Here is a 19,099-nt window from a genome sequence, read left to right as displayed (position 1 = left end):
ATTGTTAAAACGCGTGTTTACTAAGTTGAACTGCGTTGGTTTCCAATCGTGCGTTATGGCTTTTTGCTTTGCGGCTAAGTAGCGCACTTAAAATTAGCGATGGTATTGCGACAATTAAACCTAATTCTGTTGTCACCAGTGCTTCAGAAATACCACCTGAGACTGTTGCTGCATCTCCGGTACCGAATGTATTCATCATCATAAAGGTGTTGATCATACCTGACACAGTTCCTAATAACCCTAATAGCGGAGCAATAGCCGCAGATGTGGCAACGATGCCTAAATAATTTTCAACCTGATATCGATAACGCATTAAAAATGCGACTAATTGGTCATCACGTTTATCTGAGATGGGATGGGTTTTCGCAATATCTATAAGTTGTAATTCTGTTTTTGAAAATAGCTGTTGGTAACTCGTGTCGTTTACGACATTCTGTTTTACACGGTCGATAAAATCGAGTCGTACTTTAGGCAAACTAAATAGCTGAATGCTTTTAATTAAAGCAACAATCAGCGACAGCCCACCAAAGAATAAAATTGGTAAAGCCCACATTCCGCCTTTTTCGATATGGCTAATTAAACCTTGTTTATTTTGTTGCAGTTTTGCTGCGTTACCTAATGTGGGATCAAATGTGATTTGGGCTAAACCCGTTTGCTTTAACTGCTGTAGTTGTGCGATGTCCTGGTCATTGTAAACCCCTTTTACAAGGTTCGGCATTGCCTGATTTGCACTGTGCTCAATTAATCCACCTTTATTTATATCTGCGTTAAATGCTAAAGATACAGGACCCAAATCTAATCTATTAAACTGATTTACTTGCCCCATACCGTCAACAATTTGTGATTGTTGCCAGCTTGGAATGAGTGAATTTGTTAACTGAGATTCGAGCTTTGAAAATAACGTGTCTGAGATAATTAGGTCGCCATTGCTGTCTCGATAGTTACTAAGTAGCTCGCCTTGTTGTTCAAAATAGCTTTGCAGTAATAATTTCTGGTAATTATCCTGCGCTTGCCATTTAACAACGCGGTCAGCTAATTTTTCGACACTTAATGTTTGTTCGTCGGCTACTCGCTGAATTGCAGCGGCTTGTTTTCGAAGTGCTTTTACTTCGCTAAGTGCCTTATTTATTTTATTTTGGTAACTTAGCGTACTGTTATTAATCTGGTTTTCTAGTTGGATTAATTGCTGTTTTGACGTCGCAATTTTATTAATTATTTGCTGATTTACCGCTTCTTCGCTTTGACCGTTGAATGCCAACAGTAAAAATGAACAACCTAAGATCAATCGTAACATTACAATAACTCCTTTTTAATCGGCGCAATTGCTAGCGGAGCTTGAATAAAAAATGCATTAGTTGGCTTTTCAAGCATATTTTGAATTTCTAGTAGTTTGTCTCTAAGTTGCTCTTGTGATTGTTCACCTACCAGTTGTAAGGCATCGTTACCGTGATACCATTGCCAACCCGTTTGTTCTACGCGACCGACACCAACAGATTGATTGTTTTTACTGATATACCATGCGTAAGAAAGACCTAAGTACATTTGGTTGACTAAAAGTTCGTCAGAGCCATTATTACTGGGTATTGTCATACTGGTATTGTTGATTGCAATACGTTGATTAAACTCATCAGCAGATTTGAACATGCTTAGGAGCTTTTCCAATTTTTCACTATTCGAAAGTGATGTTTGCTGGTAGGTGTTCAACTTAGATTGCCAACCTTGCTGAATTGGCGGCGGAAGCAGGGGCGCAATACGATTTACAAATAGATATGTTTTCTCTAGCGCTTTTTGTATCGTAGTTTGATTACTCTCGAACTTTACTTGCTGCTCGGTAAGCGCAAGACGCTTTGCATCAACTTCGCTTCTCGCAGCATTTGCGTTTTTTAATAGTTTTTTTAATGACGCTTTTTCCTGATTAAGCAATACAAGCTGATTCTTCAAGGCTTGCTCGTTACTTTTCCAAGCAAGTTGTAACTTTCCTTTTTGACTTTCTATTTCAAGCCAATGCTCTATAAGTTCTATGTTTTTCTCACTTGCATGCACGCAAGACAGCGCTGTCAAAAGTGATGCAAAAAAAAGCAACTTCATTATTTTGCCTAATTATTGTTTTTGAATTTATTACCTAAAATTACATATATTTCACAAAAAACAAACAATTATGTGATGAGCGGCATTAAAAAGTGCATATAAAGTATTTATTTTATCAGTGTAAACCTCAAATATAAGCTGCTTTAAAACATGTTTTAAATACCCTGTCGTTTAATTGGCTCGATGGCAGCGTTTAATCTCTTCGACAAGTGCTTTGGCAAGCGGTGAGACTGAGCTCATTTTTTTGGTGATTAACATCACGGGGATTTGATAGTGGTATTTCTCGGGGTGAATTGCTTTAAACAGTCCTTTATCAACCCAGTAATTAGCGTAGTGCTCTGGTAAATAGCCAATAAAGGCGCTTGATAAAATCAAATGTGCGATACCTTCATCGTGATATGCGGTTGCGCTATTTTGATAGTTCAGACCATCGTTTCGCACTTCTTTATCCCGCATATAGTTTGAAGTAATCACTTCAGCTTGTTTCAGTAACTTATTGCGCTCATTCGGTTTACAGTCAAAAAGGGCATGCCCTTTGGCGCAATATAAATAGTTGGTTTCGTTATGTAGCGGGAAGTAATCTAAACCACGCAAATGATGGCGACTTACGCCAAGCCCCACCAGCGAGCGACCATTTACCACAGAAGTTTCTACTTCCCTCGCCTCACACACATTGATATCAAATTGAATGTTATCGCTTTTTTGTTTTAGCTCGCGAATCACCTCACTAATGCCGCAGCGTGGGTCGCTCACCATGGTGTCAATTACCGAAATCGTTACGCGACCTGATAGCTCATTTTTAGAGCCTGCCACTGTGGTGGCAAAGGCTTCGCATTGCTGCAATAACTCAAGGCTTGCCTGATAGGTAATGCGGCCAGGCTCGGTGAGCTCAAATCCGCTGCGCCCGCGTTTACATAGTTTGATGCCAAGGCGCACTTCTAAATCTGATAAATGCGAGCTAATGGTCGAACGGCCAATATTCAGTCGCGACTCTGCAGCTGAAAGCCCGCCACATTCCACAATTGCAACAAATATGCGCAATAGGCGCAGATCGACGTCATGAATTTGCATTTTTTTTAGCCTTGTTTTTAGTTCGATAATATCGGAATAAGCATCGATAATTATGCATTTATAAAACTTGGGTCGCAAGCTAACATTATTGCATTGATTTATCATCACAGTTAGATGACTAAAACGTTAGGAGACAACAATGACGTTTAAATACGGCGTAGATCGCCTGAATATTGATATTGTAAATGGCATTGCCGATGGCAGTGTTAAAGCAGAGCTTAGCCAAGAAGCGATTGATAAAATTAATACCAGCCGCCAACGGGTAGACAAGATGGCTGCATCAGACAAGGCGGTTTATGGTATTAACACTGGCTTTGGTCCACTGTGTGATACGCAAATCACGCCAGAAGAAACAAACCTATTACAAAAAAACCTGCTGATCACCCACGCCGTCGGTGTTGGTAATCCAATTGCTAAATCGATTTCTAAATTGATGCTTATCACTAAAGTGCATGCGCTAAGCCAAGGTTTTTCGGGTATTCGCCTTGAAACCGTTGAGCGTATGCTGAAGTTTATTGAGCTTGATTTAATTCCAGTCGTACCTGAGCAAGGCTCGGTGGGGGCATCGGGCGATTTAGCGCCGTTATCGCACTTATTCTTACCACTTTTAGGTGAAGGCGAATTTTGGGTAGGTGATGACATTGTGCCTGCGGCAAAAGCCCTTGCTGACAATGGGTTAGAGCCAATGGATCTTCATGCTAAAGAAGGTTTAGCACTAATAAACGGCACCCAGTTTATTTTATCCCATGGTATTACTGGCCTAACTAAGATGCGTTACCTGCTTGACCTTGCCGATGTGGCAGGTGCAATGAGCATTGAAGGCATGCAAGGCAGCCAGTCGCCATTTAGAGAGGAGCTTCATGCAATTCGTGCCTTTGCTGGCAATGTTGAAGTGGCAACACGCATGCGTGGTCTATTTAAAGACTCACAAAATATGGCGGATCACACTGATTGCGACCGCGTACAAGACCCATATTCATTGCGCTGTATTCCGCAGGTGCATGGTGCATCACGCAATGCATACAACCACTTAAAAGAGCTGGTTGAAATCGAAATGAACTCGGTCACTGATAACCCAATTGTAATCAGTGAAGAAGAAGCGATTTCAGGCGGTAGCTTCCACGGGCAACCGCTGGCAATGGCACTTGATTATGCGTCAATTGCAGCTGCTGAACTGGGTAACATTTCAGATCGTCGTTGTTATTTACTGCTTGAAGGTTTACACGGTTTACCGCGTCTACTCACTACATCTGGCGGCCTAAACTCAGGCATGATGATCCCGCAGTACACTACTGCTGCACTTGTAACAGAAAATAAATCACTGTGTTTCCCACCGTCAGCGGATAGCGTGCCAACCTCTATGGGTCAGGAAGATCACGTATCTATGGGTAGCATCTCAGGCCGTAAACTTAACCAAATTCTTGGTAATCTTGAGAAAATTTTCGCAATTGAGCTCATGTACGCAGCGCAAGCCGTTGATTTTAGACGCCCTAATACGTGTTCAGATATTATTGAACAAAATCATGCGCTCATTCGTACCAAGGTTGCGAAATTAGAAGAAGACAGACTATTAAAACCTGATATTGATGCCATGGTTGAGTTTGTTAAATCTCAGGCATTTACTGTTACGCTTAATTAAGGATAACTGACATGAACTTACAAGAATTTCAACAAAGCATAAAACAGGGTATCCCAAGCGAACTTCCTGCTGTTAAGCCCTATCCTGCAGGCGCTAACCGCGCGCCAAAGCGTAAAGATATTTTATCAATAGAAGAAAAACAGCTTGCAGTGCGCAATGCGCTTCGTTATTTCCCGAAAGAGTGGCACGCAGAACTTGCTGAAGAATTTGCACGAGAGCTAAAAGATTTTGGTCGTATTTATATGTACCGCTTTAAGCCGAACTATGAGCTAAAAGCACGTTCAATCTCTGATTATCCTGCTAAATGCGAGCAAGCTGCGGCGATCATGTTAATGATCGACAATAACCTTGATCCAGCGGTAGCACAGCACCCAGAAGAGCTGATTACTTACGGTGGTAACGGTGCGGTATTCCAAAACTGGGCGCAGTACTTACTTGCGATGAAGTACCTAAGCGAAATGGAAGAAGACCAAACGCTACACATGTACTCAGGTCATCCGATGGGGTTATTCCCATCATCTAAAGATGCACCGCGTGTGGTTGTAACCAACGGTATGATGATCCCAAATTATTCAAAGCCGGATGACTGGGAAAAATTCAATGCATTAGGTGTAACGCAATATGGCCAAATGACTGCGGGTTCATTTATGTACATTGGCCCACAAGGTATTGTTCACGGTACAACCATTACGGTGATGAATGCGTTTCGTAAAGTACTTAACAAAGGTGAAAGCCCTAAAGGTAAAATTTTCTTAACAGCCGGTCTTGGTGGTATGAGTGGGGCACAACCAAAAGCAGGTAACATTGCTAACTGTATTACTGTATGTGCAGAGGTGAACCCGAAAGCGGCGATTAAGCGTCATCAGCAAGGTTGGGTAGATGAATTAGTTGATAATATGCCAGATCTAGTCGCCCGTGTGCGTAAAGCACAAGAAAACGAAGAAGTAGTGTCGATTGCGTTTATTGGTAACGTTGTTGACGTATGGGAAAGCTTCTTAGCTGAAGACATTTTCATTCACTTGGGTTCTGATCAAACGTCACTACACAACCCTTGGTCAGGCGGTTACTATCCGGTTGATATTAGCTATGAAGAATCAAACCGTTTAATTCGTGAAGAACCAGACCTATTCAAGGAAAAAGTACAAGCAACGCTTAAACGCCATGCAGACGCTGTGAATAAGCATACTGCAAAAGGTACTTACTTCTTTGACTATGGTAATGCATTTTTACTTGAAGCATCACGCGCGGGTGGTGATGTAATGGCTGAAAACGGTATCGACTTTAAATACCCGTCTTACGTGCAAGATATTCTAGGGCCTATGTGCTTTGACTATGGTTTTGGCCCGTTCCGCTGGGTGTGTACCTCTGGTAACCCTGAAGATTTAGATAAAACCGATGCAATTGCGGCAAAAGTGCTTGAAGAGATCATGGCGCACTCGCCAGAGGAAATTCAGCAGCAGATGCAAGATAACATCACGTGGATCAAAGATGCGAAAGAAAACAAGCTCGTGGTTGGTTCACAAGCACGTATTCTTTACGCTGATTCTGAAGGTCGTATTAAGATTGCAAATGCCTTTAACGATGCCATTGCTCGCGGTGAAATTGGCCCAGTGGTACTTGGTCGTGACCACCACGATGTATCTGGTACCGATTCACCATTCCGTGAAACGTCAAACATTTACGACGGTAGCCGTTTTACTGCAGATATGGCAATTCACAACGTAATTGGTGATGGTTTCCGCGGTGCAACGTGGGTGTCTATCCACAATGGTGGTGGTGTAGGTTGGGGTGAAGTAATGAATGGTGGTTTCGGTATGCTACTTGACGGTAGTGACGATGCTGAGCGTCGCCTTAAGTCTATGCTACTATTTGATGTAAACAATGGTATTGCCCGTCGCAGCTGGGCACGTAACGAAGAAGCTAACTTTGCTATTAAACGTGAAATGGAGCGCACTCCTAAGCTTAAAGTAACGCTTTCACAAAATGTCGAAGACGATATTTTAAATAAACTAGCGTTTTAACGAATGTTTGTGTAAATAAAATAGAAATCAAAAGCGAGGCATTTGCCTCGCTTTTTTGTATGTACTACCAATTGCTTTTTACGGGGTTGTTATCTATACAAAACAATAATCGTAGTTTTATAAACAATCCATATGTCTTCATTATCAAAAAAGCTCGAGTCATATAAAAGTGATTTTAAAACAAGAACGCCAGTCGAAATATTAGAAACCATAAATCGCAGCATATCCTTGTTTCAAGAACACTCAGCATTAAAGTCGGTGCTGAAAGTAGGCCAAACATTTCCACCATTTGAACTAGCCGATTTAAATGGTCGTTTGTTTAATAGCCGGATATTAATCAAAGAAAAACCCTTAATAGTGACGTTTGTGCGCGGCGGATGGTGCCCTTATTGTGTGTTAGAAACACAAATGTGGCAGCAGTATTTTGAAAAAAGTAAAAGCAGCTTAAATATAATTGCAATAACACCAGAAAAGCCCGAGTTCGCAAAATCCATGCTGTCTGATAACAGCCAAAATTTTCCACTTTTATTTGATTCTGGGCTTTGTTTTGCAGAGCAGTTAGGGTTAGTCTGGAAAACGGATGATGCAATGAAAGCGCAATTGTTAAAATGGGACATCAACTTAACTGAACGACATTGCACGCAAACTTTTAATCTTCCGGTACCAGCTACCTTTGTTATTGATAAAAAAGGGGTTATTCAGTTTCGTTTTATTGAAGAAGATTACTCTTCACGTGCTGAGCCCGATGATGTGCTTGCTATTTACAATCGACTTATTCAAAGCTAAATATTTAATATGAAAAGCGGTTTTTACCAGAGCGCTTTGCGTGGTACATTTTTTCATCGGCAGAGCGAATAAGTCCCTCTAATGTATCGTAGCTATCAGGGTAATATGCAATACCTAAGCTAGCACTTATATTTACTTTGTCACTCTGCCCGCCTGCATCTTTAATTTGATAGTCTTTCGCGATTTCGGTGATGGCTTTTTCAGCGAGCCTAACCGCATCTTGTTTGTTTGCAAGATTCGGTAGGCAAATTAAAAATTCATCGCCACCTAAGCGACCTACTGTGTCTGATTCTCTGAAAGTGTTTTTAAGCCTCACTGCTACTTGCTTGAGTAATTCATCACCACTACTGTGACCATAGCTATCATTTACCTGCTTAAAACCATCTAAATCGATAAACATTACAGCCAACAGTGTTTCATTGCGCTTTGCTTGTTTTAGCGCGCTTGCTAAGCGCTCTTTAGTGAGCCATACCGAAGGTAATTTAGTGAGTGGATCGTAATGTGCGATTTTTTTTAGCTCGTTTCTAGTGTGTTTTAGCTCTTTAATGGTGTCGTGCAGTTCGGTAATGTCATATTCAGTGACAAGAAACACGTAATCACCACTTAAGGGATGGCGACTAATGCGAATATCAACGTTATGTCGTCTTTCACCAAGCTTGGTAAGCATTATGTGCTCTTGGCAACCCGCTTTGTGTTGCTGAGAGTCAATTAAGCGTTGTTTACCTTCAATCGGATTGGCAAAACGCAGTTCAAAGTCACTTATATTGTCTTGTTTTATTGTCGAATACCATTCAGTAAAAGCGGGGTTTTCGAACAACCGCTTACCTTGCAGATCGTAACAACTCACTGCAACAGTGGTGTAACGCATCGCTTCTGCAAAAAGCAGGTTTTCTGGTTGGCTGGTGGCATCCATTTGTTCGCTAATAAAGGCAATAATGCCGCGGTGCTTTTCTGGGCCCAGTAACACAGCTATATGACGCATTAACATCACTTTTGGCTCGCCATTAGGGTAAGTGGTCCAAGGGTCATGAGTTAAGCCCTCTTGCGCGGCTTTTACAAAGGTTTGTTCGGTGCGCTTGCGTGCGCCTTCGGTATCTGCGGATAAGTCTTTATCGATGAGTTGTTGTACATCGCTTAGCCCCCAAAAATCAAGCGCATTATTATTGCCCCACCAAAAGCCATGACGGTCTAAGTCAAAAACCCAAATAATGTCAGGTGAAAAATTAAACCCAGCCAAATCTTGTGGTGATGTAATTACAGGTAAGTGATCGACAGCGACATCTTGATACACAAAAATACTCTAGCATTTAGTTGTTTGGATAATATTACTTAATTTGGTGGTAGTTACCAGTAGATTATAGTGGCAATTAATGCGTTTTTTTAATCAATAGTCGCATGTAATTCCCCCAATTTGCTGCGCAATTATTCTGATGAACAGGTATGAATAATGGTGTTTTGGCAAAGACGAAGTGCCTTGTTTCCGTTACACTATCAATCATAACAATTTACGAAAGACACAATGAACAATCCTAACTTACCTCTTGTTTACCATCCTAATTATTCATTTAGTTTTGATGAAAAACACCGTTTTGTAATGAGTAAATTTGCACGTCTTTATCAACATTTAGATAGCAAAGGGTATATCAATCAGCGCAACTTATATCAGCCACCGGTGGGGGATTTTGAACCGATGGAGTTAGTGCATTGTGAAAGTTATGTACACGACCTTTTTCATAATCAACTTGATAACAAGGCGATGCGACGCATAGGTTTGCCATGGTCAGAACCATTAATGGCACGCACCTTTACCGCCCCGTTAGGCACGTATTTGGCGGCTGAACTTGCGCTCGAAAATGGCATTGCATGTCATTTAGCTGGGGGCACGCATCATGCGCATTATGACTTTGGTTCAGGCTATTGTATGGTGAATGATTTGGCCTACGCAGCAACACGGTTAATTAATGAAGGTAAAGCGCGAAACGTACTCATTTTTGATTGTGATGTGCACCAAGGTGATGGCACTGCGGCGATGTTTGCCCATAACCCTTATGTGTATACCTGTTCAATCCATTGCGAAAAGAACTTTCCTTTTCGAAAGCAACACAGCGATTTAGATATTGGCTTAGAAATAGGGTTAACTGATCCTGATTATTTAAATATCGTATCAACTACTTTAAATGACTTAATTGAGCAGCTAAATCCCTCGCTGGTTCTTTACGATGCCGGTGTTGATATTTGGCAACAAGACACCCTTGGTAAGCTTGATATTAGCTGGCAGGGGATTGCAGCGCGTGACTATACAGTGCTTGATATTTGCCAGCGAAAAGGCGTCCCAGTAGCCACTGTAATTGGTGGTGGTTACGATAAAGATCATCAGCGATTAGCAGAGCGTCACGCATTAGTCGTTGAGCAAGCTGCCCTATTCTAAAAATGACCACAATTAAGTCGATAGTTTAAATTTTGGTTTAGAGATTTTATGCAACATACCCTTTCCCCTAATAAACTCTTACACAGTAAATGGACGGCTGTGTCACCGCAAAATAAAGAAAAGCATTTTATGGTAACCAGTGTGGAATTTGATGAAGAAAATAATGTGGTTGAATGTATTATTGAAGCGGTTTTAACCAAGCGCGAGCAAAGCATAAACTGGCGCAGCCTGAAAAACTCAAAAGTATGGAAAATGGGTTGGCAATAAATTTAGCTGTTGCCAACTCAGGTTAGTTAGCAAGTAAGCGTCGTTGCCAAAATTTGGCGTTGGGGTATTTATTTGCGCCTTGTTGATAATGTTGCTGATGCAATGAAATAAATGCATTAAAGTCATTAAATACAAGCGATTGATAGTCTTCCAAAGAATCTTTTTGTGGTGCTTTAAGCCACTTTTTTACCGCTTTTGCCGCGACACCTGCGTGCTTTAGCGATTTCGTAATTCCTGCCGACGAAATCGAATCGTAACTTGATGCTGCGTCCCCAACAGCAAGCCAATTATGCCCAATCACGTTCGATAAAATGGCAGATGGTGCCGCTTTAGCGTAAAGCTTTACAGGAGTTTTTGTTTTATCTTGCAAAAACGTTGTGCATTGCTGAAAAAACCAGTTATTGGCTTTTAAACAATTTAACCAATTCTCATAGCAAGTTAGCTTTTGTGTTTTTAACTCCGTTGCGTCAGTACATAAGCTGATAATAGCTCTGTTGTTTGGCAATATAGCACCATACCACCATCCATTTGGGTCGCTAGCAACAAGAGTGTGTGTGGTACTAGCTGATGTGTGTTCAAGTTCAAAAAAGGCGCAGGCTGAAATCACGTTATCAAACACGTTATTGCTAATATTTAGGCTCTTTGTTGCAACTTGGTGCTGCCCGGTTGCATCAATTAAAAAATCGCATGCTATGCTGGTGGTGTGATTATCACAGTGTAAAACGTAACCTTGTTTTGATGAATTTATTGTAGATACTTTGGTGTTTTCAATAACTGTTATGCCCCTAGTTTTGCATAGTGCAATAAGATCACCGTCAAAATGTTTGCGATCAAGATGAAAGCCCTTTCCGACTGGTGAAATAAAAAAGTCGTTATAACCGGTTACTTCATCTGCCCACCTAGATTTACTACCGGGGCAAACTAAGTGTTTATTGCTACTTAGAATGTGCTCAGCATCGAGTTCTCTTAGATAGAAACTCGCAGCGGGAGGGATTGTTTCGCCGATACTTGGTGCAGTAGATTGTGGCGCGCAAATAAGTATTATTTCTACGCGATTGTTACTTAAGGTGAGTTCTTTTTCAAGGGCAAGTGCGGTGGCTGAACCCGCGGGTCCGCCACCGATTATGCCTATTTGTATTATTGGCTGAGCCATAATATGTCCATTTGGCATGTCACCCATAAAGTTTACTTATCACATTGGGTTGGACCACAGCTATTTGGTGCTTTATAACCAGGCTCTGATGCTTGTGGCCATACTTCAACACCATCGCCTTTACTTTCGAATTGGCTGGCAACTTCAAGAAAGTAATCGGGTCCGTAATTTTGGTTAGTGGTGTCGTCATTGATTTGTAGGCCTTGAATAACAAATCCAACTTTGTGCCAGTTTTCAACAAAGTCGAAGTAGCATTGAAAGCGACCTTGCTGCTGTGGGTAGAGTGTTTTTGTTCCATGGCCCTCATCGCCGCGCACACTATAAAGTGATACGCCTTTACCCTGCCCGGTATTTGCATCGTACTTAAACAAGAATTTAGGGTAGACAGTCACTGGACGCTGCGCGGGCCAAGACCAATACAAAGTGTTATCAGCGATTGCTTCGCCTTCCCCGTTGGGGTTTGGCATCGTTGGATTTGGGTCAGGCGTGTGTGTTGCACAACTGTTGTAGTCAGTATGCCAAGGTTGCGACATAAATTTACTTAAATCGCCTGGCTCTACTTTACTGTCTCGCAGAGGAATATACCCGACCTGCAAAAAAGGCTCATTTTGAGTTGCTTTGCTGTAATCCAGCGTTGCCATATTAATGCGAAATGGTCCTGTTTTACCGTGCCAATCGGTTTTATATAAATGGGTATCACGCACAATAAAGGTTAAATCAATGCCCGGTGAATAACGCCCACCTAAACAATTTTCTAACACGACTTTATCGAGTTGTTCCCCCTCGCCTAAGCTCGGTGCAGTTGCATTAAACTTATTGTTGTACCATTGCATCAATAAAAAATACTGGGTCTCAGTAACTGATAAAAAGCTCTTCATTGCATCGCCAAGCGCCAGTGGCATTTTTTTACGCGTACCATCTTCATTGTCTGGCTCGTCTTTCGTACCTGGGGCTGATGGCTTTCTTAGCAAACTGGTAAATGACGGGATTTTTTCACTGGGGGTGTCGCTTGGTTTTATTTCTTTCATGCGCTTATGACCCTGAATGCCTTTTTCAGGTAATGCGGTATTCCATTGTTGCAAGAAAGCACCGTGAAATACTGGCTGAACATCACCATCGAACGAGGCTAAATGGTCATGATTAAAGCCATTGTCAAATATATTTGGCGCTAGAACTAAATGTTGTATCCATGTATCGTAAACGTCATCCCAGGTCGATACTACATTGCGGGTTTGTGGGGCGTAACTTGGATCTGTACATACAAACCAGCCGTGCACAGCCTCTTCAAACGAGCCATCATCAAAAACAATAGTGGCGGTTACTGGGCCATCAGATGTATCGTCAAACCAATCATCGTTATCAATCGCACCGTTTAGTTTTGGAATGCAACACTTTTTGTCTTTATCACTTTTATTACCGAGGATGCCACTGGCTTTACCAAAGCCACCAGTGACAATAAGTCTTGCTGTATTTTCTTCAATACGCATTTCGCCAAGCGACGAAATCTCACCGAGTGGATTAAACATATAGAAAAAATCATCGGGAAAGCTTTTTGGATAGCAGGGCGCTGCGGTTGCTATTTTTCCTTCTTCAATAAAGCTATCTGGTGTTTTTTTATCAAAGTTTAAGCAGGTGTTTGAATCACTTGTAACCGAAAGGGCGCGAGGGCCCGGATCGACAACTAATTGTTGGCGGCGCATGACTGTATTAAGGTCATCGCCAAACTTCGGGTTTCGTACCGGAGGCGTGTTTTCATCTTGATAGGCAATAATACCTTCTTCTTGAGGCTTACCGTTATCCATGGATGTGATTGTAAAGTTGTTGTTCTTTTTATTAGCGGTATGAACTTGCCAAATAATATCTTTAATAATTTTACCGCCGATATTATCGCCAATATTGATTTCACGACCACCGTCATTTGATGGATAAGTTGTTTGTTCGTCGTCATAAGCAAAAATGCGAAAGCGCGCTGCTTGGCGTTTTACATTGCCATGACTATCACGAAAGTCGTGTTCGTCTATTGGTGTGTTTTCAGTACCGGGTTTAATTGGTAAACCGCCAAATAAGCCGGTGCTATTATCAACAATTGTACCTGCTGCGGTTTCAGGAGCGATGTAATACTCTTCACTATTGCCAACACGTGCAAAGTTGATACTGGGGTGAACTCTGAAATAACTCATTATTTCTCTCCTTGAGATTGTAAGTAGGCAATTGCGGCACGTTGTTCTTTTTCTTGAGACCAGAAAAAGATATTTTGAAATGCGTGGCTAATGTTTAGGTTTGTTGCCGGCAGCGGTTTTAATCCGTCTTTACTTGCAAACGCTTGCTCTGTGTTGTGACAACGAAAACAATTGTTCATTGCGGTTGCTGATTGCGTGTAAGTTTCAATGGTGCTGTTAGAGAGTTTTAAAGAACCGGTGAGATATTCATCAGTGGCAAAGTCGAGCCCAGGTTTGAGTGGCGATACATCCGATTTACCAGTAGCTTCTTCGTTGTTGATCCAAATTGCGCCAACTTCAAAGTAGTTTTGCCAAATACTTAAGTTATTTGGTAAATGCTTTTTAACGCTCGCATTCAGTGATTTTATATTATCGGTATTCGATTGTTTTTGGCCCGCTGCATTGCCGTAAGCATAGCGACGACACACTTGGGTAATGGGCGTAAATTGCTGCGTTGATTGCTCGAGTGCTAAGCCGCTAACCGCCGCGTTTTTATTACAATTCCCAAGTTGCGTGCCTTTTTTGTAAAACAGGTAATCTTGACCTGCGACAATTTGGTCGAGTGTCATGCCGTCGGGCACATCCGGTGCATTGTTATCAAATTCAAAGGTAGCCCAAATCATTTCTGGGTGATTGGCAACGACGCCACCAATATGAAAGCCAACTAGGGCAAGCGTTTGCTTTTCGACTTTTGCAGGATTGATTTTGATACCAGATGGCGAGTTTTCAAACTTCGCGATGTCTTTCTCAATGGTAAATAGCTTACTGGTATCGTCATCTTTACTAACGATTTTCCACGATGCTTTTAGCTCTAATGTGCCTTTGCTGCCGATAATTGGAAACGCAGTGCGCGGGTCCATTGTGAGCACATTTGCTGGGATTGTTAAATCGGGTCCACCACTTTTACCTTGCATAAAGTCGGCAAAGGTTTGATTTATGTACTGCGAGTAATAGATGGCTCGGTGGTCTTGGTCTATCAAGATGCCATCGGTACCCGCTTGTAAATATTCGTCAAATGATGCGCCTGCATGCGGTTGTTTGCGGGTGCGTGGCGAAAGGCCTCGTTGCTCTAATCCGATTAAAGACTGTGGCGAATCAAATCCGAGAAAGCGAGGTTGGCCATTGTCGTCATCCATTAACCATAAAAACATTTGCCATGACCATTGGTGGAAATCACAATTGTTTGGGTTTGCTGGAAAAGCACTGTCGTCAGGCCTAATGACTTTGCCGTTTTTAAACCAACTCGGCTCTATTTCACATGTGTTTGATGCTTGGGCGGAACTGCTATGCGTAAAACAAATGGCGAACAATATAACTGCGGGTGCGATGCGACTGAGCATGCATTTACTTGCGTGTTTCATTTTGCCTCCTAGGCGCGGTAACGATAAATCCTTAACGCTCACAAATTGAGCTACATCGATTAACCTAGTTAAGTCGCAAAATACGCGTTTCGTTATCACACTTTATTACAGGCACTGAGGCGAAGTAGCGGGTAGGGCAATGGAAAGTATAAGAAGTATTTTTTGTGATGGTTTATGTGAAATTAATGAGGCATACATTGATGTAAACCCCATTTACAGTTAGGTCTATTGGTCTGCTCTTACTTGATTTATGCGCAATAAAATTTCGGCTGCAGCTTTAGCGTCATCGAGCGCTCGGTGGTGGTTTTTAAGCTCAATATTAAGATCGCAGCAGAGTTTACCTAATGAGTAAGATTTAAAACCGGGCAGATATTTGCGTGCTTGCTGCACAGTACAAATTTTAGCGCGCGTGTATTTTTTATTGAGTCGGGCAAACTCTTGTCGAATAAAGCCATAGTCAAAATTAACATTGTGCGCGACAAAGATAGCATTACGGCTAAATGTATCTAACTTTTCGGCAATTTGTTCAAATTTTGGGGCGTCTTTAACCATTTCATTGCTGATCCCTGTAAGCTCGGTAATCATTTTTGGGATATGACGCTCTGGGTTTACTAGTGTTTGCCAGCTATCGGTAATTTTTCCTTGTTCAACTCTTACCATACCAATTTCAGTGATGCGGTGGGTATCTTTCTTTCCGCCAGTGGTTTCAATATCCACTACAACGTAATTTTGCTCACGATTAAAACGCCATTCAGTGCGCTGAATTGATACGTTAAAACCTGCGTTTATTAATTGTTTGATACTGACCAGTTGATTACGCCTTAGGCTATCGCCCGGCGCTTTTATTTCCTCAAAAAACACTTCACCTTGTTCAATATACATTAAATCAGGGTAGCCATCGCAAAGCGCTTTAAAGGTTTTACTCATTGCCAATAAATGATGCTTTATTGACTCAAATGGCGCATGTTTAATAAAGGTGGTTAACACATCTTTTAGTTCGTCATGCCAGTAGAACAGGCCATTCGGTTCACCTGAATATTGATCAATAGTGGCACTAACATAATCACAAAATTGCTGCTTGCTGATAAGCTCTGACAGTTTGCGTTCAATTTCTGTGTGCAACAATTCGTAAAAATTATCTTGCTTAAGGACTTTTGGGTAATACGAAAATTCATTGGCACGCTGTGATGCTGGGTGCTGAAATAGCTCATGCCAAAAAGTTAATGCAAATAACGCGCGCCAAAGCTTATTTTCGGTAAAGTAGCAGAGGCGATGCTGTTTGATGTAACGGTCCTTTACACCTGTTTCGACCTGCCCTAAGTACGCTTCGTCAATACTAATTGGCTCGCCTGATTTTCTCAGTATATCAGTTAATACACTAGTGCGCTTCTGGTTAAACTTTTGCGCATAAAAATCCTCGGCAAATAGCAGCAAGGTTTCACTGTCGGGGTCGTCCAAAATAGCCAGCAGCAAAGCCTCACACTGTGCTTTTCTATCGCTTTTGTAGAGTAAGCGAATGTATTTTTCTTGTGCTGCAGGGTGCTGTGATTGGCTAAGCAATGTTTCACCGAGGGTTGGCGCTTGTTCGATTAAAACAATTGCCAGCTTATATAAACTGTGGTGGTACTTTTGCGTAGCTAAAAAGCCGATTGGTTTGTCGGATGCGAGAAGTTGCTTTGCAAGCGTATGCAATAATGGGATGTCGCTCTTATTGGCTTCTTTTATCGCTTTAAACAGGTTTGCGTAATAAAACGCACTTTTGGCTTCATCTTTATCGCTGAAGTTAGCCTGTTGCTGTTGCACGTTTTGGGTTTGCATTACACCTAAATCGCGCATTGAAAATTGATTGAGGCGACCAGATAAATGGCCGAAATATAAGAACAATAAATAGTGAAACGTGTCCTGCTTGGCAAAGTAAATATGGCTTGTTAGCACGGGGCTTTTTTTAACTTGGTCGTAACTTAAGGCGCTAGATAGCGCGTTGCTCACAAAATTAAGCCATTTATTTTTATTTGCGCTTTTTGCTGGCTTATCAATCGTTAATGACATGCTTAAGTCGATTAAGTCTTGCTTATTAAGCTGACCTATAAAGTCGTGAAAACAGTGTTTATTTATGCGAGATACAAAACCAACTTTTCTTAAAAGATTAATTGCCGCGCCAGAGTCAGCCACTTCACTGTAGACTAGGGTGTCTTTTCGCACAAAAGGGGATTTGCGGTTTACAATCCGTACCAAAATACATTGGGCATCTTCTGGTAGTGTTTCAAACTCGTTAAAAAACGCTGTCTCGTCATCACCTAACAAGTGCGAAGACGTGGATTTTATAAATTCGGCAAATTCGATAAAGTGCGTTAAATAATATTTTTCTGGCAGTTCTTTCATTGCATCGCTGCGACAAACATTGGCATAGCTAATATTTTGCGTTGCTACGTTCGACATATCAATCATTTTGCACGTATTAACATTTTCTAACTAATTTGCTTTTACTGATAGCACCAGTATTTGATAGTTTATGATGACATACAGAGAGGAAGTAACATGAAAATAATAACTGCATTAGTCGTTACTCTGGGATTTGCCAGTACATCTAGCTTGGCAAATAGCAAAAAAGATTTATTTAATGAAGTGGCAATAGAAACCGACCTAACCTTGTCACACCCTGTCTACCCAATAGATTTATTGCCTAATCCTGGCAAAGAATTAATGCTTATCGGCACACACAGCGGACAGCAATATATTGATATTTTTGCCGCATCAGAGGCTCAGCTATATAACCGCATAAAACGTGTGAAAGTGCCTGATACTATGCTTGGCGTTGATTTTACTAAGTGGCAAGATGCCACGCAGCAGGTTTATTTATTTTCATCTAATGGCATTTATCAGTTAGCGCTTGAAGGGCCTGAGTTAGTTGTACCAGTTGTTGACACTCAAACCTACTTGAAAAAAAGTGGTGCTCAACACCTAAGTAAAATGGAGTTTGTTTACAACATTAATGACGACCAAAAAGCGGACTTTTTCACGACAGATCTTAATCACAGTTATGTGCATATTTCTGATGAGACTGGCTATCAAATGGCCAAAGTTGATTTGCCTGCACGATTAGAAATAGAAGGGCACAGTGCTGAAATTGAACCGCCTCGTTTTGCCATTTTTGATACAAATGAAGACAACATTTCAGAGCTCATAGGCTTTGAAAATGGCTTATTGAATTTACTGCCGAGCGTCGGTAGCAATCCTGGTCAGGCGATAAAATTACGCGATGATATTATGGTGGATGACTGGTGGCATACCAAAGATGCGGATGGTGATTCACTTGACCAAAGTAACTTAGTGTATCGCAAGCTAGAGCGTGTTGTTGACGTTAACCACGATGGTATTTTTGATTTAGTGGTGCGTTATACAAAAAGTAGCGGGGCGCTTGATAGGCAAAATGATTATGAAATTTATTTAGGGGCGATTGAGCAAGGAAAGTTTGCCTTTCAAAATCAAACGAATTCGCTTATTCAAGATGAAGGCACGTTAACGGATTTGCAGTTGCTTGATATCGATAACGACAAACAATTAGAGGCTTTGGTGTCGGGTTTTGATATCGGCGTATCACAAATTATCGGTGCGTTGTTATCGGGGTCTGTATCTCAAGATGTGCATCTTTTTTATCAAAATGAAAAAGGCGAATTTAACCCTAAAAATAAAATTACACGAGAGGTTGAACTAAGCTTTAGCTTGTCGAAAGGGCGCAGTGGCTCACCTGTAGTGCTGTTTGCTGATGTAAATGGTGATGGTAAAAAAGACTGGGTGCTATCGGATGAGCAAAAAGCATTTAATGTGTATTTAGCTAATAATAAACATAGTTTTTCGCGTCGCGCGAGCAAGTATAAAACCACTTTGCCAATGCAAGGTCGCCGTGTTGTAACAAGCGACTTGAACTTAGATGGCAAAGACGATTTGGTAATGAGCTACGGTCGGTTAGATGATAAAAATATGCGTAAAACCATAAAGATACTGTTTGCAACGAGCTAAGTTTTTGTATTCAGTCAGCCAATTCTAGACTACACTTGCTAATTAT

14 protein-coding genes are annotated in these 19,099 nt (G+C 41.4%); 6 read left to right on the top strand and 8 right to left on the bottom strand.

Features of this window, described 5'->3' with window-relative positions; translation table 11 throughout:
• Positions 1–4: 4 nt before the first annotated feature.
• The 3 genes from ACXAFE_RS18765 to ACXAFE_RS18755 all read right to left on the bottom strand — a co-directional run bounded on the left by ACXAFE_RS18765 (position 5) and on the right by ACXAFE_RS18755 (position 3,159).
• Complete coding sequence (locus ACXAFE_RS18765) at positions 5–1,294, bottom strand: MotA/TolQ/ExbB proton channel family protein (RefSeq protein WP_475156302.1); 1,290 nt, start codon at positions 1,292–1,294, stop codon at positions 5–7.
• A complete protein-coding gene (locus ACXAFE_RS18760; RefSeq protein ID WP_475156299.1) occupies positions 1,294–2,088 on the bottom strand; it encodes a DUF3450 family protein in 795 nt (264 codons plus the stop codon). The genes ACXAFE_RS18765 and ACXAFE_RS18760 overlap by 1 nt, the downstream gene beginning before the upstream one ends.
• A gap of 171 nt (positions 2,089–2,259) precedes the next feature.
• Positions 2,260–3,159, bottom strand: coding sequence for a LysR family transcriptional regulator (locus ACXAFE_RS18755; RefSeq protein WP_475156296.1), 900 nt, complete (start codon positions 3,157–3,159; stop codon positions 2,260–2,262).
• Positions 3,160–3,298: 139 nt separating this feature from the next.
• On the opposite strand from ACXAFE_RS18755, the gene hutH reads away from it, so the two are divergent.
• From hutH to ACXAFE_RS18740, 3 genes are all read left to right on the top strand, one after another.
• Positions 3,299–4,798 (top strand): histidine ammonia-lyase, encoded by a 1,500-nt coding sequence (gene hutH, locus ACXAFE_RS18750; RefSeq protein WP_475156293.1) that lies wholly within the window; start codon positions 3,299–3,301, stop codon positions 4,796–4,798.
• Between the two features lie 11 nt (positions 4,799–4,809).
• Complete coding sequence (locus ACXAFE_RS18745; protein ID WP_475156290.1) at positions 4,810–6,819, top strand: urocanate hydratase; 2,010 nt, start codon at positions 4,810–4,812, stop codon at positions 6,817–6,819.
• Between the two features lie 132 nt (positions 6,820–6,951).
• Entirely contained in the window at positions 6,952–7,605 is a 654-nt protein-coding gene (locus ACXAFE_RS18740) for a peroxiredoxin-like family protein (RefSeq protein WP_475156286.1), read from the top strand.
• Positions 7,606–7,609: 4 nt separating this feature from the next.
• Here ACXAFE_RS18740 and ACXAFE_RS18735 read toward each other — a convergent pair whose 3' ends face one another.
• The gene (locus ACXAFE_RS18735; protein WP_475156283.1) at positions 7,610–8,896 is read right to left on the bottom strand and encodes a diguanylate cyclase domain-containing protein; all 1,287 of its coding nucleotides are present in this window, start codon (positions 8,894–8,896) and stop codon (positions 7,610–7,612) included.
• A 228-nt stretch (positions 8,897–9,124) separates the two neighbouring features.
• Between ACXAFE_RS18735 and ACXAFE_RS18730 the strand changes: the two genes are divergently transcribed.
• Together ACXAFE_RS18730 and ACXAFE_RS18725 are read left to right on the top strand one after the other, a co-directional pair.
• Positions 9,125–10,033 carry a histone deacetylase family protein gene (locus tag ACXAFE_RS18730; RefSeq protein ID WP_475156281.1) on the top strand — a complete coding sequence of 303 codons (909 nt, stop codon included), beginning with the start codon at positions 9,125–9,127 and terminating at the stop codon, positions 10,031–10,033.
• A 48-nt stretch (positions 10,034–10,081) separates the two neighbouring features.
• Entirely contained in the window at positions 10,082–10,300 is a 219-nt protein-coding gene (locus ACXAFE_RS18725; protein WP_100914599.1) for a TIGR02450 family Trp-rich protein, read from the top strand.
• Between the two features lie 22 nt (positions 10,301–10,322).
• Here ACXAFE_RS18725 and ACXAFE_RS18720 read toward each other — a convergent pair whose 3' ends face one another.
• The 4 genes from ACXAFE_RS18720 to ACXAFE_RS18705 all read right to left on the bottom strand — a co-directional run bounded on the left by ACXAFE_RS18720 (position 10,323) and on the right by ACXAFE_RS18705 (position 17,472).
• Complete coding sequence (locus ACXAFE_RS18720; RefSeq protein WP_475156278.1) at positions 10,323–11,453, bottom strand: NAD(P)/FAD-dependent oxidoreductase; 1,131 nt, start codon at positions 11,451–11,453, stop codon at positions 10,323–10,325.
• Between the two features lie 32 nt (positions 11,454–11,485).
• Complete coding sequence (locus ACXAFE_RS18715) at positions 11,486–13,633, bottom strand: LodA/GoxA family CTQ-dependent oxidase (protein ID WP_475156275.1); 2,148 nt, start codon at positions 13,631–13,633, stop codon at positions 11,486–11,488.
• A complete protein-coding gene (locus ACXAFE_RS18710) occupies positions 13,633–15,033 on the bottom strand; it encodes a hypothetical protein (protein WP_475156273.1) in 1,401 nt (466 codons plus the stop codon). The genes ACXAFE_RS18715 and ACXAFE_RS18710 overlap by 1 nt, the downstream gene beginning before the upstream one ends.
• 225 nt (positions 15,034–15,258) lie before the next feature.
• On the bottom strand, positions 15,259–17,472 hold the full coding sequence (locus tag ACXAFE_RS18705; protein ID WP_475156271.1) for an exonuclease domain-containing protein: 2,214 nt from the start codon (positions 17,470–17,472) through the stop codon (positions 15,259–15,261).
• A 99-nt stretch (positions 17,473–17,571) separates the two neighbouring features.
• Between ACXAFE_RS18705 and ACXAFE_RS18700 the strand changes: the two genes are divergently transcribed.
• Positions 17,572–19,053 carry an FG-GAP repeat domain-containing protein gene (locus tag ACXAFE_RS18700; protein ID WP_475156268.1) on the top strand — a complete coding sequence of 494 codons (1,482 nt, stop codon included), beginning with the start codon at positions 17,572–17,574 and terminating at the stop codon, positions 19,051–19,053.
• Positions 19,054–19,099: the final 46 nt, after the last annotated feature.

The sequence above is a fragment of the Pseudoalteromonas sp. ABV4_021 genome, assembly GCF_056159365.1.
The sequence above is the reverse complement of the archived record's forward strand: the minus strand, read 5'-3'. Positions and strand labels throughout refer to the sequence as shown.

Coding starts and splice junctions, on each gene's coding strand:
- ACXAFE_RS18720 (WP_475156278.1), bottom strand. CDS start 11,453: ATGGCTCAGCCAATAATACAAATAGGCATAATCGGTGGCGGACCCGCG.
- ACXAFE_RS18705 (WP_475156271.1), bottom strand. CDS start 17,472: ATGTCGAACGTAGCAACGCAAAATATTAGCTATGCCAATGTTTGTCGC.
- ACXAFE_RS18730 (WP_475156281.1), top strand. CDS start 9,125: ATGAACAATCCTAACTTACCTCTTGTTTACCATCCTAATTATTCATTT.
- ACXAFE_RS18755 (WP_475156296.1), bottom strand. CDS start 3,159: ATGCAAATTCATGACGTCGATCTGCGCCTATTGCGCATATTTGTTGCA.
- ACXAFE_RS18725 (WP_100914599.1), top strand. CDS start 10,082: ATGCAACATACCCTTTCCCCTAATAAACTCTTACACAGTAAATGGACG.
- ACXAFE_RS18710 (WP_475156273.1), bottom strand. CDS start 15,033: ATGAAACACGCAAGTAAATGCATGCTCAGTCGCATCGCACCCGCAGTT.
- hutH (WP_475156293.1), top strand. CDS start 3,299: ATGACGTTTAAATACGGCGTAGATCGCCTGAATATTGATATTGTAAAT.
- ACXAFE_RS18715 (WP_475156275.1), bottom strand. CDS start 13,633: ATGAGTTATTTCAGAGTTCACCCCAGTATCAACTTTGCACGTGTTGGC.
- ACXAFE_RS18760 (WP_475156299.1), bottom strand. CDS start 2,088: ATGAAGTTGCTTTTTTTTGCATCACTTTTGACAGCGCTGTCTTGCGTG.
- ACXAFE_RS18700 (WP_475156268.1), top strand. CDS start 17,572: ATGAAAATAATAACTGCATTAGTCGTTACTCTGGGATTTGCCAGTACA.
- ACXAFE_RS18765 (WP_475156302.1), bottom strand. CDS start 1,294: ATGTTACGATTGATCTTAGGTTGTTCATTTTTACTGTTGGCATTCAAC.
- ACXAFE_RS18740 (WP_475156286.1), top strand. CDS start 6,952: ATGTCTTCATTATCAAAAAAGCTCGAGTCATATAAAAGTGATTTTAAA.
- ACXAFE_RS18745 (WP_475156290.1), top strand. CDS start 4,810: ATGAACTTACAAGAATTTCAACAAAGCATAAAACAGGGTATCCCAAGC.